This window comes from Bifidobacterium tissieri (genome assembly GCF_002259645.1).
GTDB lineage: Bacteria > Actinomycetota > Actinomycetes > Actinomycetales > Bifidobacteriaceae > Galliscardovia > Galliscardovia tissieri.
Genome location: NZ_MWWV01000009.1, coordinates 110,602 through 128,054, shown reverse-complemented (window position 1 = coordinate 128,054; position 17,453 = coordinate 110,602). Strand labels below are relative to the sequence as shown.

The window sequence follows — 17,453 nt, the reverse complement described above, 5'->3', positions numbered from 1 at the left end:
GGATTTGCTCTCGTGCAATCCACGATGGTGGTGTGCTGTGTTGTAGTGTGCTGTGTTGCGTTGTGCTGTGCTGCATTGGGCTTCGATGAGGCACGGACGTGCGCCGATATCGTGTTGTTGCGTGTGCTGTTGCGTGGGTCGTTACGTGGGCCCCGATCGGCATGGTGTTGGGCATGAAATCCTCTCGTGCGGAGGGCGCGCCGCAGAGTAATGTGGCCGACGTGAGTGAGGCAAAGAACGTGACGAATGACAAGAACGTGAAGAATGACAAGCCCGTCGACAACGGTGAGGGATCGTCCACGCTCGGCGAGGGACGTCCCGCAAGCCACGTATGGATGATGCTGATCGGTGTGGGCATCCTGTCCGGATTCCTGTCCGGCCTGTTCGGCATCGGCGGCGGCACGGTGATCGTGCCGGCTCTGGTGTTTCTGGGGCTGTCGCAGCGTCACGCGGCGGCCACGTCGCTGGCGGCGATCATCCCCACATCCATCACCGGCGTGATCTCGTACGCCACGGGCAACGATGTGGACTGGATCGCGGCGCTGCTGCTGGCGTGCGGTCTGGTGGTCGGATCGCAGATCGGCAGTTGGCTGCTCGCACGACTGCCGGAGGTGGTGTTGCGCTGGGTGTTCGTGGTGTTCCTCGTGTTCGTGATCACCTCGCAGATCGTGTTCACGCCGTCGCGTGACCATACGATTCACATGACCGTGATCACCGGTGTGCTGCTCGCCCTGCTCGGCGTGGGCATCGGCACGCTTGCCGGTCTGCTGGGCATCGGCGGCGGTGCGGTGATGGTGCCGGCGCTGTCCGTGCTGTTCGGGGCCAGCGATCTGATCGCGCGTGGCACCTCGCTGCTGGCCATGTTCCCCAGCTCGATCGCCGGTACCATCGCCAACACCAAACGCAAGCTCGTGCATCTGCGCAACGGCCTGACCATCGGCATCACCGCGGCCATTATCGCGCCGCTCGGCACGCTGGCCGCCGGCGCCGTCTCGCCGCGTATGGGTGCCAACCTGTTCGCGCTGTATCTGTGCGTGCTGCTGGTCCGCAGTCTGTGGACCGCGGTGAAGATCACGCCCGGTCTGCGCGAGCGTTTCGTGCGCAAGTAGTTAGTGTCGGGTGCCGGTGCCGGTGCCGGTGCCGGTTCCGGCAGGGTTTTCCTGCCCTGTTGATGATTCGGGTCTTTTGCTGCTGGGAGCTGGGCTGTCTGCATGCCGCTGATAGGAATCAGATCTGGCGCATGGGCGCTTCAGGGTGCACGGCGCAGGTCTGGTCTCCTCGTAGGCGCAGGCGGAAGCCCTCTACTCCTACTGCTGATTGGACTGCGTGGATGCGCCGCCCGACAGGGTACCCTGACCCTGACCTTGACCGCTGCCGGGGACGACTGCCCGTTCGACCCTGCGCCGCTCTGCGGGCCTTGCTGGCCGTTGCTGCCGCCTTGGTTTGGAGTGGTCTGTTGCGGCTGGTCCTGCTGGCCGCCACCGGGTTGCTGTTGCGTGGTGTCGGGTTGCTGCTGAGTACCGTTGCTGCTGTTGTTGCTCAAGTCGTCGGTGCTGTCGTTGCCTCCGGTGCTGTACTGGTTACGGTTGTAGCCGTTCCCTGAATAACGGTTGGTCGACTGGCCGCTGTTGCCTGAATTGCTGGAATTAGAACCGTTGGAGCTGCTATTCGACCGACGACGAGTGGAGCTGCCATTCGAGTTCGACGATCCGGAACCGCCGCCCACGCTCGACTCCTCACTCGGCATGGAATCCTTCACATTCGTCGTGGCGGTCTCCAACGCGGTCTTCGCTTTCTCCAGCTCGGCGGCAGTCGCATTGGTCTTCTTCTCCGCAGTCGTCGCGTTGTCGATCGCCGTCTTCAATGCGGATCTGGTCACATCGTCCACCACGCCGTCGCTCGTGTCATAGGCCGTCTGCGCGCTTGGCAGCAATGCCGTGATCTGCTGCTTCAGCGTGCTGATCGTTTGCGAATCCTTGCTGGTGTTCACCGCCTTGGCCGCCGCATTCACGTTTGCGATCGCCTTGTCAGTCTCCGAGATCAGCTTGCCGTTGGCGTCCGCAGCCGCCCGCAACTCCGCCGTGGGCATGGAGTTACGGCAGTCGCGCACATTGCCGGATACGTTCGCATCGTTGATGACCTGCTTGAGTTTGCTGACCGTGGTAGCGTCGGACACGTCGGATGCCGCGGTGGCGGCCTCGTCCTGGGCGTCCTTGATCGCGGTCTTGAGCTTCTTGGTGGCGCTGTCGTAGTCGTTCACTGCCGTCGCGCAATCCTGCATGGCCGTGGAATGCGCCCGATTGTCGTTCACGTTTTTCCAGACCAGTACGCCGGCGACCACCAGCACGATCGCCGCGATCGCTGCGATCACCAGGCGCACCAGACGGCGGCGCTGCTTGGCGCCACGCTTGTTTCCGCCCTTCCCCGCGTTGCTACTTGCAGCGGTTGCGCTGGACGGTGACTCGTTCTGATCGCTGTGCGCCGGAACGTTGATCTTCGGCATGACAACAGTTTCGGACGATGCGTTACCCGAACCTGATTCCGGAACGGCATCGGTGACCGGGCCTGCGTTGGTCGCGGCCCTGGGAGCTGACGGCGTGAACGCCGGGGCGACCGGAGTCGTGGCACCTTCCGCCACATCGCCGGCGGCTGCGATCGGCGTACTGAAATCCTCCAGCGTCGCTTCCTTGGTGGTCGCATCCTGTGATATCGGAGCGATCACCGTGGTATCCGCCGCGAGATCCGGCATCATCGAATCGGGGATGTCGTGCTTGGCTGCCGGGGCGAATACAGGTTCCTCGGCTGCAGGCGACGGTTGAGCAACCGGACGCAGCACCTCCGTTGCGCCTGATTCGGCTACTGGGCTTGGCGTGGTTGTTGCGCCGGTCAAGTCGGGGGCGTCATCAATCGTATCGGTTGTCGGTGTTGCCGTGGCGGGTGCAGCCGGCGTATTCGTTGTCCCCAACACGGTTGTAGCGTCACTCGTGATGGTGCTGGCCGCGCTCGCGATATCAAACGGTTCCGGGAACGACAGATCGGGGATGTCCCAATTGGAAAGAGCATCGTACGAATCGTCGCTGGTGCCGGCGAGTCCCTTGTCGTTGCCGTTGTCGTGCTTGTGCTTGTCGTCCCTCGTATCGTCTGTTTCAAAGTCAGTGTTATTACTGCCGGTCATGTTGTCACTTCCCCACACAACCGGGCCGGCCGTTCCTCTCGCGGTCGCCCGTCCTGTCGAATTCCAACTGCATCTTAGACGTGATTTGTGGCTGTGGCGCGGTGTTTTGAGGAACTGCGGACGGCAGATAGGCCTCGTTCCCGGGCAGGGGAGGCACATGCGGATTTCCCATCATTGTTGAAACTTTGAATTTGAACGTTAAAATAGCCATGGTGGTACGTTCGTCCATCAGACCGCAGGCGTTATATTTGGACGGACCGCAAACCGGCATGGTGCTCGAACCCAGACAGGAGAATCAGGACAATGACGACTGAACAGCGCAAGCCTCTACCCGATACGATCCGCACGAACGGAGCCGAGAAGAACCCATGGTGGGCCAACGCGGTGGTCTATCAGGTCTACCCGCGCAGCTTCCAGGACACCAATGGCGACGGTTACGGCGATCTGCCCGGCATCACCAGCCGTCTCGACTATCTCGCCGATCTGGGCGTGGACGTGATCTGGCTGTCGCCCGTCTACAAGTCCCCGCAGGACGACAACGGCTACGACATCAGCGACTATCAGGACATCGACCCCATGTTCGGCACGCTCAACGACATGGATGAACTACTTGCCGAAGCGCACGACCGCGGACTCAAGGTGGTCATGGATCTGGTGGTCAACCACACGTCCGACGAACACGCCTGGTTCCAGGCCTCGCGCGACAAGAACGACCCGCACGCTGACTGGTACTGGTGGCGTCCCGCCAAGGAAGGCCACGAACCGGGCACTCCGGGTGCGGAGCCGAACCACTGGGGCTCCTACTTCGGCGGATCGGCGTGGGAATACGATCCCAAGCGCGGCGAATACTACCTGCACCAGTTCTCCAAGAAGCAGCCCGACCTCAACTGGGAGAACCCCGACGTGCGCGCCGCCGTATACAAGATGATGAACTGGTGGCTCGATCGCGGCGTGGACGGCTTCCGCATGGACGTGATCACGCTGATCTCCAAGCACGTGGACGCCAACGGCGAGCTGCCCGGCGTGGGTGCCAACACCGAATCCGACGGCCCGATCGGCCCGGACGGCTACTCCAGCCCGAACCCGTTCTGCGCCGACGGCCCGCGTCAGGACGAATTCCTCGCCGAAATGCACCGCGAGGTGTTCGATGGCCGCGAAGGCACGCTCACCGTGGGCGAGGCCCCCGGCATCACCGCCGAACGCAACCAGCACATCACCGATCCGGCCAACCGCGAACTCGACATGCTGTTCCTGTTCGACCATGTGGAGCCGGGCGGCGGCCAGTCCAAGTGGACCGCCGAACCTTGGAAACTCACGCATCTCAAGCACTGCCTCGCCGGTCATCAGCACGCCGTGAAGAAGACCGGCTGGACCAGCCTGTTCTTCAACAACCACGATCAGCCGCGCGTGGTCTCGCGCTGGGGCGACGACTCCACCGACGAGCTGCGCGTGCGCTCCGCCAAGGCCATCGCGCTGCTGCTGCACATGCACCGCGGCACCCCGTACGTGTATCAGGGCGAGGAGCTGGGCATGACCAACGCCTACTTCGACTCCCTCGACCAGTACCGCGACCTCGAATCGATCAACATGTACCATCAGCTCACCGAGTCGGGTGTGATGACCCCGGAAGCGATGATGGACGCGCTCAAGGCCATCAGCCGCGACAATTCGCGCACGCCCATGCAGTGGGACGCCACCAAGTACGCCGGATTCACCGCGCCGTACGCGCCCACCGAACCGTGGCTGCCGGTCAACGACAACCGTGACGTGGTGAACGCGAAGAAGGAGAAGCGCGGCCCCGACTCCGTATACAACTTCTACAAGAAGCTCATTGCGCTGCGCCATGAGAACCCGGTGATCTCCGCCGGCGAGTGGGAGATGCTCGACGCCGACGATCCGCAGGTGTACGCATTCGTGCGCACGCTGCGCGACCCCAGCCTCGGCGGCGGTATCGACGGCTCCGGCGAGCGCAGGATCGTGGTGGTGGTGAACATGTCGAGCGAGTCGGCGAAGATCCCCGCCGAGGCGGCCGACCTGCTCGGGCTGGGACTGGCCGGCACCACGCTTGGCGGCGTGAGCGCCGACCGCATCCTGATCAGCACCTACCCGACCGAGGATACCGCGGCCGACCTGCTCTTCGGCAAGCTCGCTCCTTGGGAGGCCTTCGCCTACGAGCTGTAGTCCGGCGGTCCCATAGTCCTATATCCCGCGCCCAGTCTGCGCCCCCTCCGTCCGTTACAATGACGATGGCGGAGGGTGCGCGAATCATCGCGCCGGCCGATGCGTAGTGGTGCTCATTGTCTAGTGGTGCTAGTGGTGCGGACTGCAGGAGGTTGCGGAATGGTCGGAATGCGTGACGTGGCGCGCAAGGCCGGGGTGTCGCTGAGCACGGTGTCCCTGGCGGTGAACGGCACCGGATACGTGGCGGACGCCACGCGCGAACGCATCGAAGCAGCCATGGCCGAACTCAACTACGTGCCGAACGAACTGGCCCGCAACCTGTTCCGCGGTCGCACCAATCTGATCGGAGTGACCATCCCCACCGTCGCGCACCCGTTCTTCGCGCAGCTCACCGCCGCATTGCAGCGTCATCTACACGACGTCGGACTGCGTATGATGCTGTGTTCCACGGCCGATCAGGAGCGCGGCGAAAGTGAATACATCGACATGCTCAAGCGGCAGATGATGGACGGCATCATCATCGGTTCGCACACGAACCAGCGTCCCGAATACTGGCAGGGCATCGGCCGGCCGGTGGTGGCGTTCGACCGATTCCTGGGGGAGGGGATCTCGTCCGTCTGCTCGGATCATGTGCAGGGCGCGCATCTGGCCGCCCGACTGCTTATCGATTCCGGCGTGCGTCATGTGGTGGAGATCGGTGGTCCGCGCTCGCAGTTCCATGATCTTGCCGTGGCCTCGAATGCGGGCGATGTGGATGATGAGAGTTTCGCGTCGGTGCTGTCGGCCACGGTGGACGCCGACGACACCACATTCCCCACGGTTCGATACCACCTGACGTTCGAGCGTGATCTGGCCGAGGCCGGTGTGCGCTGCGATTATGTGGCGGTGGATCATGTGAGTGATCCGTCGCTGTTCGAGAAGGCCGCCGAGGATGCGATTCGTCGATTCCCCGATGCGGATGCGATCATTGCGCCGGATCTGGCCGCCGCGCATTGCGTGCGGCTGGCGTTGCGTGAGGAGCGGGTTGCCGCCTCGGCCGCCGCTGGTTCGTCCGTGCCCGGCTCGGTTCGGCGTATTCCCGACGATCTGCAGATCATCGCCTATGACGGCACGACGGCTGCGGAACTGGCCGGTATGACGTTGACCGTGATTCGTCAGGATCTTGACGCCATCGCGGCGAAGCTTGTCGAACGCATGCAGGAGGCCATCGCCGCGGAGAACGATGCCGATTCGCATGGTAAGCGTGAGCGTTCGTCCGCAGCCGGCTCCGGCTCCCTGTCCGAAGCGTCGTCGTCGGTCGCCGCATCCTGCGATCTGATCCCCGTCACGCTGGTCCGAGGCGAAACCACGCGCTGACGCTGTTTGACTGACACTGTTTGGTGGCAGGTATCCGTCCGCCTCAGTCGTGATCGTTGCGCCCGACGGGTGTGGACGTGGCGGAGAATCCGAGGAGCATGGCACCCAGAACCAGCATGATCGACAGCCAATGCCAGTCGGTGGTGCAATATATGACGATGCCGGCGATCAGTGCGATCCAGATTGTGGCGACCTTGACCCATCCGCGTTTCTGATCGGGGCGACGTATTCGACTCATTGTGTCCTCACAATCTGCCGTTGCCGGCCGTACCCTCCGACGGAACGGCGTTCTGCGGCGCAGTCTGCCTGCTGCCGGTGACAATTCCCATTGTATCGAGCGCTGGCGCTGAGCAATTACGGGCTGAACAAGACGAAATCCGCGATTCGTAGTGGGTTACGGACGTTTCGGGGCCGAATTCCGTCCGCAAACCACTACGAATTCCGGATTTCGTCCATATGGGCCCGTGTTGTGCGGTGAATTGCATCGGTGGGCGAGCACCAGACGACCGACCTGCTGGCCGAACCGCCGGTCGTCACCGTGTGATTGCCGCATCGCCTCTGTGCCGTCAGCGTTCATACGTTCATTTCCCGTTCCTATGCACGGTCTAATATGCGAATCGGAAGTAGGGAATCCGTATTCGCGAGCGATGCGCGCGACTGCGTGACACACGTAATCGACTGACGTGTGGGAATGAGAAGGGACGATTCATGAACGAGGATTTCAAGCGTCCGGGCATCGATGACAAACCCGACCCGGACAAGGTGCTGACGCCGGAGGACAAGGCGGCGATCGCGCGTCTGGCGGTGCTGCCCGAGTCCGCCGAACCGGAGGCGAGCCGCACCGAGGCCGCTGTGCAATCTACCAAGCTGGCCGCCGAGGCCGCCGCCCCCATGGCCGCCGCCGCATCGGTCGCTTCGATCGACGCGGCCGTGCCCGACCCGAACTCCGCGTTCCTCGACATGCGTGACCCGATGGTCGCCGCCGACGGCACGCGTCCGGGCAAACTCGACATCACGCGTCTGACCATCGCGTTCACGCTCAGCGCCGTGCTCTGCGCCATCCCGTGGATGGCCCTGGGATCGGTCGTGGTCCCCGAAATGCTCGACCGCATCGATCCCGCCGGCCGCGAGTCCATGTTCGCCGCGATCAACGCGGTTGGCGCTATCGTCGCCCTGATCTCCAACGTGCTGTTCGGCGCACTGTCCGATCTCACGCGCACGAAATTCGGCCGTCGCACTCCGTGGATCGTGGCTGGCGGCGTGCTCACCGCGCTGTTCGTGCTGTTGCTGGGGGCCACACACGCGTTCCCGGCGATGCTGTTCGCCTGGTGCGGCATGCAGTTCGGCTACAACATGATGCTCGCCCCGTTCGTGGCGTCCATGGCGGACCGCCTGCCCGACAAGGTCCGCGGCCGCGTATCGCGCTGGTATGGCACGGGCATCGCCGTGGGGCAGATGCTGGGTCTGCTTGTCGGCGCGGGAATCCTCGCCGCATCCGGTGTCGATACGGGCGTCTTCGGTGCCGGCGCGACCGATCTGTCCGTGTTGCGTACCGTCTTTGCCCCGTCTGCTCTCCTGTTCGCGCTGATCGGCATCGTCGTCGTGCTGATCTGGCCGCGCGAACCCTCCAGCGTGGAACAGGCCAACGTGCGGTTCGACATGCACGCCCTGCTCGCCGATTTCCGTCCGCCGCGTCATGCGCCCGACTACTACCGCCTGCTGGTGGCGCGCACGCTGATAATGGCCGGCTACGGCATCGTCCCCATGTATGAGCTGTATGTGCTCAAGTACTATTCGTTGGCCAGCGTGATCGCCGGGCCGGGTGCGTTCGTCACGTCCGCGCCGGCGTCGTTGCCGGTCGCCATTGTCATCGCGACGATGGCCGTGATCGCATTGGCCGCATCGCTGGTCGCCGCGCTCGTGGTCGGTCCTCTGGTCGATCGGTTCGATGTGAGTCGCAATCTGGTGATGGTGTGCGGTCTGCTGTGCCTGATCGGCGTGATCCTTCCATGGATCCTGCCCAGTGCGCTCGGCATGTGGCTGTTCGCCGCGATCGCCGGTTTCGGCTACGGTCTGTACAACGCCGTCGATCATGCGATGAGCATGACGGTGCTGCCTGATCCGTCCGACGCCGGTCATGATCTCGCCGTGCTGAACCTGACGAATACGCTGAGCGTGGTGCTGTCCGCGATCGCCGGTGCCGTCGCGGTGGTGTTGGGTGGCTACTCGTGGCTGTTCTGCGTCGCCACGGTCATGATCGCCGCGGCCGTCGTGCTGTTCTCCACGATCAAAACCGATCGCTGATGGGCGTCAGCCGGTCGTCAGCGATCGTCGTCACCACCATAGATCCGCCGCAATGCCTTTGAGTCGCAGCACCGTCTCAAGGAAGAAGTAGTCGGCGTACACGATCGGGATGTGAATGCGTTCGGGATCGTGATATTCGACCGAGCATAGCTGTACCAGACCGTCGCGGTCGGCGTCCCAGTCGCCGGCGCGGTCGTCCACGGCGTGCAGCATGGTCAGCGAGTTGGCGAGGCACCAATCCGGGGTGAGCGCGGGCGCGGGTTCGTCGGTCGAAGTGTCATCGACTGCGGTCTCCTCGGACTGCCGTTCCGCGCATTCCTTGAGCGCGCGGGCCAGTTCGAGCAGTCCGTCGGCCGCCACGCAGGACGCGATGGCATCGTAGTAGAGCGGCTCGTCGGGCTGACGGAAATCCAATCGTGCCAGTCCGCCGGTCACCGTCACCTGTTCCACGAAATAGCGGGCCACGCGACATGCGGCGTCGAGATACCGTCGGTCGCCGGTGTGCCGGTACATGAGCGCGAATCCGTAGATCGCCCAGCTTTGGCCGCGGCTCCACGACGAGCCCTCCGCGTACCCCTGACCGGCGGGCGCGCCCACGAATTCGCCGGTTTCCGGATCGAACTGCACGATGTGGTTGCATGATCCGTCGGGTCGTACGATCGTGCGCAGCATGGTGTCGGCGTGCATGCGGGCGATGGCGGCGAATCGCGGATCGTTGGTCTCCCGGCTCGCCCAGAACATCAGCGGCATATTCATCAGCGAATCGACGATCGCCCAGCCTTCCCGTCCGGGCTCGTTCCATGCGCGGATGAACCGTCCCACGGGATTGAACCGCCCGGCGAGCATGGTGGCGGCGTGCAGGGCGTGGATGCGCGCGGTCGGACTGCCGGTGATGCGCCAGTCCGCCACGCCCGACAGCAGCCAGACGAATCCGAGATCGTGATCCACACGCTCGTAGTCGGCGAGCACCGGATAGAGCACGGTCTCCTCGATCTCACGTGCCGGTGCGGCGAACGCGAACGAGCATGACGGCAGATGCGCCAGACTGCCGGGCTGTTCCGCATCGCGCAGATTGGCGAGAAGATCCTTCGGATCGGCGGGGTGGTCGGAGACGTGGACGCGTTCGGATCGGCCGAACAGCATGCCGGTCGTGGGTGCGGCGTTGGAACCATGCGGGTTTGCCGTTGCGTTCACGTTGGCGACCGTGCTCACGCCTGCGGTCGTCGGGTCGGGCGCGGTGTTGGCGGCCGACGTGCGGTCGAGGCATGCGGTGGCGACGGTCATCTGCCAGAGGATGCCGGGCCAGAATCCGTTCACCCACCAGCCGGGAAACACCTCGGCCATGTTCTCCTCGTAACGGCCGTCGTGTGCGATATACGGAATCTGCGCGCCCACGCGTTCGCGTTCGGCGGCGAATTTCTCCACCAGTCGGTCGGTCGTCTCGTTGATCCATGTGGATTCGCCGTCGGTCAGTTGTGCACCGAACGTGCTGTGCACGTCGAACGTCATCGTCCCTCCTTTGGGCCGTCATGCATCGTCACATCGTTGCGCGCACTCCCGTTTCGGGTGGTCCGTTGTGCGCGCGAACATCCTGTCAGTAATTGTACAATTAAATGAGATCAAAGTTGATCATTTCTGATAATTGGTGAATTCGAGCGTATGGTTCCGGAACACAACGCGCGTTGCGTCGGTCTGTTCGGCAGAGTGGCACATCCTATTGTGATTGCGCAAACATGACTGTATTTGATTGGATCTGCATATCCGGTCGACTCGGCTTGCATCTCCATTCCCCTTGCAATGCGTGGGATTTTGACCGCACAACGACATTGTTCGGTTTGCGCGGGCATGGATATTGCGGCTATTCTGAACGGTAACGATTATTGGCGATTAAGGTTGATCGGCTCTGATCGTAATGGAAGACGAAGGCACAATGAGGAGGCGCCTTCGCCCTACACGAGGAGGTGAAGTATATGCGTACGCATATCAAGCAGGGGAGGGGGATCGTATGAGCAATAAGCCCAAGCGTTTCTCCTCTCCCAAGAAACTCGCGGTGGCCATCGCATCCGTGGCGATGTTCGCACCGTTCGTGGCCGTGGGCACCGCATCGGCGGCACCCACCGACCCGGTCGAGGTGACGGTCAACGGCAGCGACGTCGCGGCCGCGGCCAAGAACCGCAACGGTCTGACCTTCAAGGGATTCGGTGTGCTGAGCGCCAATTCCACCAGCGCCCTGCTGATGGACTACAAGGCCCAGAACCCCGAAGCCTACTGGAATCTCATCAACACGCTGTTCGGCGGCGACAACCCGATCATGAACACCGTGAAGATCGAGATGGGCAACGACCGCAACACATCCACCGGTCCGAACGCGGCCACCATGCGCTCGTCCGACGAATACCCGAACGTGGCCCGCGAGCCCGGCTTCCAGCTGGCCGCCGACGCCATGAAGGTCAATCCGAACGTCAAGGTGAGCATCCTGCGCTGGCGCAGCCCCGCCTGGGTCAAGAGCAACGACGACGTCTACAAGTGGTACAAGAACACGATTCTCGCCGTGTACCGCCAGTACGGCTACATGGTCGACTCCGTGAACCCGCACATCAACGAATCCGGACCGAACTTCGCGTGGACCAAGGACTTCGCCAACCGCGTGAAGACCGACGAGGTCGGCTTCATCGGCGCCGGCACCACCAAGGACCTTGACGGCAACGACGTGCTCGCATGGAGCAGCGACGCCGAAAAGGAGGCCTTCCACAAGATCCGTACCATCATCTCCGACGAGGTTGGCACCGGATCGTTCGGCGACGACATGATCAACGACGAGGCGTTGCGCAACGCCGTCGACATCGCCGGCTACCACTACAACACCGCCGATCAGGGAAGCAACTTCAAGACCCTCGCCGACAAGTACGACAAGGAGATCTGGAACTCCGAGGCCCAGTCCACGTTCTCCGTCGGCGCCGACCGCCCGAACAACACCATGAACCTCGATTCCGGTGAAGGCAACGGCACCAACAACGGCAAGTACGACGGCTCGTCCGGCACCGGCATCGGCGGCATCAACTCGCCGCTCGAAATGGCGAACACCTTCGTCAAGGGCTTCACCCAGTCCCGCCGCACCAACTTCGTCTACCAGCCCGCCATCGGCTCGTTCTACGACGGCTTCCAGTACTCCTCCAAGGAACTGGTCTCCGCCCGTGACCCGTGGAGCGGCTGGCTCTACTACGACACCGGCATGAGCGTGCTCGAACACGTCTCCGGATTCGCCAAGACCGGCTACGAAAGCAACGCCGACGACGTGGACGCCGACGGCATCTGGCGCGGCATCCCCGCCGCATCCCGCAGCGACATCACCGACGGCAACCCGCCGGGACGTGGAACCGGATCCAACGCGTCCCGTGGCGGTGCCACCAGCTACATGACGCTCGCCGCACCGGACAAGTCCGCCTTCTCCACGGTGATCGTCAACGACAGCCAGTACACCAAGACCTACAAGATCAAGGCCGTCGACATGAACGTCGGCGACACCATGGAACTGTGGGAGACCAAGGGCGCCGGAACCTCCGGCAGCTACGCCTCCAACTACATGAAGCCCGTGGCCGAGACCAAGGCCGACGCCGACGGCTACTACACGTTCACCGTCGCGCCGTGGTCCATCGCCACCGCCACCACGCTCGACAAGGCCACCAAGAACGCCGACGGCAGCCTCACCGCCAAGGACGGACAGGGCAGCCGCGTCGCCGCGTCCAAGGAATACACCAACGGCGCCGATCAGGCCGTGCTCGACACCGACGAGAGCGGCGACCAGAACGGTGTGACCTGGGACAACACCCTGTACGCCGACGACTACGACTACAGCGGCAAGACCGTGGAATCCTACGATCCGAAGTCCGGCAAGACCATCACCGAGGACTTCCTCAAGTCCCGCGGTGGCGACACCGGCGCGACCCCGCTGTACACGAACGACACCAACGGCGCGTTCGAGGTTGTCAAGCAGTCCGACGGCAACTACGTGCTGCGTCAGCAGCTGTCCGCAGGCATGCAGGACGGCGGCTGGAACGGCGGCGCGTGGAACGGCGGCGACCCGATCACCACGATCGGCGACAACCGCTGGGCCAACTACAAGGCCTCCGTCGACGTGCTGTTCGAACAGGACGGCTACGCCTGGATCGGTGCCCGCGAACAGGGTGGCACCAACGGTGGCAACAATGTCTCCGCGGCCCAGCTCCGCGTCAAGTCCGACGGCACCTGGGAGTTCTACCGCTTTGGTTCCAAGCTCGCCTCCGGCAATCTCTCCGACGTCGAAGGCGTCAACTGGAAGGCCGGCACCGGCGTGTGGAACAACATCGCCGTGCAGGTGGCCGGCAACGTGTACACCGCGTATGTCAACGGCGTGCAGGTGACCCAGGTCACCGACGACAAGCAGCAGGCCACCGGCCGCATCCAGCTCGGCAGCGGCTACACCAACGTGCAGTACGACAACCTCAAGGTCGAAACCCTTGACGGCTACACGCCCTACTACACCGACCTGATCGACAACATGCACATGCGCAGCTGGGACGACGTGGCCACCCCCGCGCTCCAGTACAATGACAAGTGGCAGCACCTCAACGGCCAGGGCATGTACGTCTACAAGCGCTCCATCTCCAACTCCACCGGCAAGGGCGCGCAGCTCACCTACACGTTCACCGGCACCGGTCTTGACATCAACGGCGCCAACAACGGCAAGGCCAAGCTCAACGTGACCGTGGACGGCAAGCAGATCGCCGCATCCGCCGCCACCATCGCGGCCGGCAGCATGTACACCACGTACATCCTGCGCGGTCTGCCCGACGGCGAGCACACGGTGACCATCGAGACCGCCGACGACAACGCGATCTCCGTCGACACCGTGGGCGTGGTGCAGTACACCGCCGCCGGCGACGTGGACACCACCGCCCTCAAGACCGCGGTCGACTCCTACGCCGACCTCAAGGCCGAGGACTGGAGCGCCAAGAGCTGGGCGATCTTCGCCAACAACCTGGAGAACGCCAAGGCCGCGCTCGCCGATCCGGTGGGCTACGGTCTCGACGTGGAAGGCATGAACGCGATCATCAGCCGTCTCGACACCGCCCGCCAGAACCTGACCGATGGTTCCATCGCCGAAGAGGTGCAGGAGCTCGGTTTCACCGGACTCGCCGTGGTCAAGACCGACGTGGCCAACCTGCCGACCAAGCTGGCCGTCAAGGACGGCAAGGAGACCGCGGTGACGTGGGACTCCGACGCCAAGTCCAAGCTGGCCTCTGCCGCCGACTACAGCAAGGTCAAGCTCTCCGGCGTGACCACCGACAAGCAGGTCGATGGCTCGAAGTACAAGTTCACCATCGAGGTCGAGGCGATTCCGGCCAACACCACCTACTTCATTGATTCCGGCACCAACGGCAAGGACTCCCCGGAGTACACGGCCGTGAAGTCCGCGGTGAAGGGTCTGCTCAACGACAAGGTAGACCAGACGTCCGACGGCTCCACCTGGGGCTATGACGCCAACGCCATCAAGGTGAAGAGCAACACCGACATCAACGACAAGCAGAACACGGGCCTCTACTCCGACGATGACGACGTGACCTACTACCTGCCGCTCAAGGCCGGCAAGTACAAGCTCACCGCCGGATTCCAGGAGTGGTGGGGCCAGGAGAACCGTGAGTCCGCGCAGGCCGTGATCGCGGCCGACGGCACCACGCTCGCCACCGGCGACAACCTGAAGCTGGGCAAGGCCAACCCGAACCTGACTGGCACCGTCGAATTCACCGTACCGACCGACCAGACCGTCAAGTACGTGGTCTCCAAGGTCGGCAACGCGCAGAAGCCTGTCATCAGCTGGCTCGGCGTGGCCGAGGTCGCCGACTACGGCTTCTCCACCGCCGTGGTCAAGGGCACTGACCTGCCCAAGCAGATCAGCGTGGACGGTCTGACCTTCGACGTGAAGTCCTGGGACAAGTCCGCCGCCTCCGCCGTGGCCGACGCAGCCGACTACAGCAGGGTCAAGGTCTCCGGCGTAAAGGCCGACGACACCGTGTTCTCCACCGAGGTCGAGGTCATCCCCGACGGCGTGCAGTACTTCATCGATTCCGGCACCAACGGCAAGGACTCCCCGGAGTACACGGCCGTGAAGTCCGCGGTGAAGGGTCTGCTCAACGACAAGGTGGACCAGACGTCCGACGGCTCCACCTGGGGCTACAACCCGGACGGCCAGAACACCTACGGCTCTGGCGACATCAACGACAAGTCCTCCACCGGCCTGTGGGCAGGCAAGGGCAAGTCCACGATCTACTACCTGCCGCTCAAGGCCGGTACGTACGACCTGTCCGCCGGATTCCACGAGTGGTGGGGCGTCAGCCGCAACATGAAGGTCGTCGTGACCGCCGCCGATGGCACCGAACTCGCCAACGGCAACGCCGATCTGTCCGGCGATGCGCCCGACGTGACCTCCACGAGCACCATCAAGGTCGACAAGGACCAGACCGTCACCCTCACGGTGAGCGGCGTGAGTGCCGACCCGGTCATCAGCTGGGTCGCCGTGGCCAACCACAAGGGCTGACATAACCGAACACGATAACTGAAGATCGCATAACTGAACCGCATACGCAACCAGATGAATCGTGTCCCGCACCCGGATCCCCGGGCGGGGCACGATCCTCATCGTTGCCGCACAGATTTTCGCGGGCGTCATGCCCGTTCCGACCGCAATCGGAACGGGCGGCCCGTGGGGGAACAGACATCTGACGGAATAGAGGAAAGGAATCAGATGAAGCGCAATATCGTCTCCCGCACCCTTGCGGGCGTGGCCGCCGCAGCGATCTCGCTCGGCTGCTTCGCGCTCGGCGCGGGCACCGCGCAGGCCGCGGACAATGACGCCACAATCACGTTGAGCGGCGAGGTGGCCGGCCACACGTTCAAGGCCTACCAGCTGGCCACCTTTGAAAAGGTCAAGTCCGACGGCACGAACATCACCTCCATGGAGCTCGCCACCGTCACCGACAAGGCCGACCTGATCAAGACCACCGCCGAGGCCGCGGCCAACGAAGCCGGCGGCGTGGGTGCCGACAAGGTCAAGACCCTGCCCGCCGCATACACCGGCAACCCGGCCGGATGGCTGTCCAGCTGGACCAGCACCGCCGAGGGCACGAACGACGCCACCGCAGTCCGTCTGTTCACTGAAAAGTACGTCGCCGCCGACGGCCTCGGCGATCCCGCCGCCACCGTAACCGGTGCGGACGGCGCCACCGAAGCCGTATTCAACTTCGGCAACGTCGCCAGCAACGCCGGCTGGTTCGTCATCACCGACACCGACGCCAACGGTGCTCAGCTCGGCTCCCCGATCCTCGTGGGCTCCACCTGGACCGGCAAGACCACGCTGAACAACGTGACGCTTGGTGTGGCAAAGGTCAAGCCGAGCGAAACCGACAAGGTGGCCGCCCCGACCAAGACCGCCGACAAGAAGTCCGTCTCCGTGGTGTCTAAGGCTCCGGGCAATGGCGATGCCAACTGGATCACCTACACGCTGACCGGCGTACTGCCCAAGCACGCCACCGCCGGCTACGTCTACAAGTTCGTCGACGTGCCGCAGGCCGGACTGACCACCACCCCGAACGGCTTCACCGCCCAGATTCAGTCCGTGGACGAGAACGGCCAGCTCAAGGTGGACGCCGACGGCAACCCCGTGTACGAGAACCTGCCGGCCGCCAACGTCACCGTTCCGCGCCGCCAGACCGTCGGAGACGGCACCAAGACCTTCGAGATCGCACTGAAGAACGTCGATAAGCTCACCCCTGGTGCCGCCGTCAAGGTGACCTACATGGGCTACGTGACCGCCGAACCCGAGTACAACGACGCCGGCGTGGGCACCGTGTCCAACACCGCGCATATCCAGTACGGTGCCGCCGACGCCGTGGCCTCCACCGAGTCCGCCAGCGCCTCCGTGAATGTGTTCAAGGGCTTCCAGTTCACCAAGATCGGAGCCGACACCAAGAAGGCCCTGGCCGGTGCCACCTTCACCCTGAAGCTCAAGGACTCCACCGACACCACCGCGCTGCGCACCGCAACCTCCGGCGAGGACGGCGTGATCAGCTTCTCCGGTCTGGGTGCCGGACGCTACGTGGTCTCCGAGACCGTGGTCCCGAACGGCTACTACCAGAACATCAAGCCCAGCTTCGAGGTCGAGGTCTACGAAACCGGCAAGTACACCATCTACACCGACACCACCTGGGATCTGGTGAACAACACGGACCAGAACAACGTCACCGTGACCAACGTGAACAACGTCACCCAGCTGCCGAGCACCGGCGGCATGGGCATCGGCGTGATCACGGCCGCGATCGTGCTGGCCGCCGCCGGCAGCGTGTTCTTCGCCGCCAAGACCATTCGCAACCGTCGCGTCGCCCGCATGTGATCATGCGAGTCT

9 protein-coding genes are annotated in these 17,453 nt (G+C 63.6%); 6 read left to right on the top strand and 3 right to left on the bottom strand.

The annotated features are described in order from the left end of the window. The first annotated feature begins 335 nt into the window (after positions 1-335). Positions 336-1,109 carry a sulfite exporter TauE/SafE family protein gene (locus tag BTIS_RS07400; protein WP_338024204.1) on the top strand — a complete coding sequence of 258 codons (774 nt, stop codon included), beginning with the start codon at positions 336-338 and terminating at the stop codon, positions 1,107-1,109. A 140-nt stretch (positions 1,110-1,249) separates the two neighbouring features. Here the strand turns inward: BTIS_RS07400 and BTIS_RS07395 are convergent, their stop codons facing one another. Beyond that, a complete protein-coding gene (locus BTIS_RS07395) occupies positions 1,250-3,175 on the bottom strand; it encodes a hypothetical protein (RefSeq protein ID WP_094664121.1) in 1,926 nt (641 codons plus the stop codon). A gap of 303 nt (positions 3,176-3,478) precedes the next feature. Between BTIS_RS07395 and BTIS_RS07385 the strand changes: the two genes are divergently transcribed. Further along, positions 3,479-5,356: a glycoside hydrolase family 13 protein gene (locus BTIS_RS07385; protein WP_094664117.1), complete on the top strand. Its 1,878-nt coding sequence runs from the start codon at positions 3,479-3,481 to the stop codon at positions 5,354-5,356. Positions 5,357-5,515: 159 nt separating this feature from the next. After that, positions 5,516-6,712 carry a LacI family DNA-binding transcriptional regulator gene (locus BTIS_RS07380; protein WP_094664115.1) on the top strand — a complete coding sequence of 399 codons (1,197 nt, stop codon included), beginning with the start codon at positions 5,516-5,518 and terminating at the stop codon, positions 6,710-6,712. A gap of 43 nt (positions 6,713-6,755) precedes the next feature. Here BTIS_RS07380 and BTIS_RS07375 read toward each other — a convergent pair whose 3' ends face one another. Continuing rightward, positions 6,756-6,950, bottom strand: coding sequence for a hypothetical protein (locus BTIS_RS07375; protein ID WP_094664114.1), 195 nt, complete (start codon positions 6,948-6,950; stop codon positions 6,756-6,758). A gap of 470 nt (positions 6,951-7,420) precedes the next feature. On the opposite strand from BTIS_RS07375, the gene BTIS_RS07370 reads away from it, so the two are divergent. Beyond that, positions 7,421-9,016 carry an MFS transporter gene (locus BTIS_RS07370; protein WP_094664112.1) on the top strand — a complete coding sequence of 532 codons (1,596 nt, stop codon included), beginning with the start codon at positions 7,421-7,423 and terminating at the stop codon, positions 9,014-9,016. 30 nt (positions 9,017-9,046) lie between these two features. Here the strand turns inward: BTIS_RS07370 and BTIS_RS07365 are convergent, their stop codons facing one another. Beyond that, a complete protein-coding gene (locus BTIS_RS07365) occupies positions 9,047-10,525 on the bottom strand; it encodes a glycoside hydrolase family 88 protein (protein ID WP_211279443.1) in 1,479 nt (492 codons plus the stop codon). Between the two features lie 496 nt (positions 10,526-11,021). Here BTIS_RS07365 and BTIS_RS07360 point away from each other — a divergent pair, with 496 nt between their 5' ends. Then, entirely contained in the window at positions 11,022-15,590 is a 4,569-nt protein-coding gene (locus tag BTIS_RS07360) for a 3-keto-alpha-glucoside-1,2-lyase-like domain-containing protein (RefSeq protein WP_143248904.1), read from the top strand. A gap of 207 nt (positions 15,591-15,797) precedes the next feature. Beyond that, positions 15,798-17,441: a SpaA isopeptide-forming pilin-related protein gene (locus BTIS_RS07355; RefSeq protein WP_094664110.1), complete on the top strand. Its 1,644-nt coding sequence runs from the start codon at positions 15,798-15,800 to the stop codon at positions 17,439-17,441. Positions 17,442-17,453: the final 12 nt, after the last annotated feature.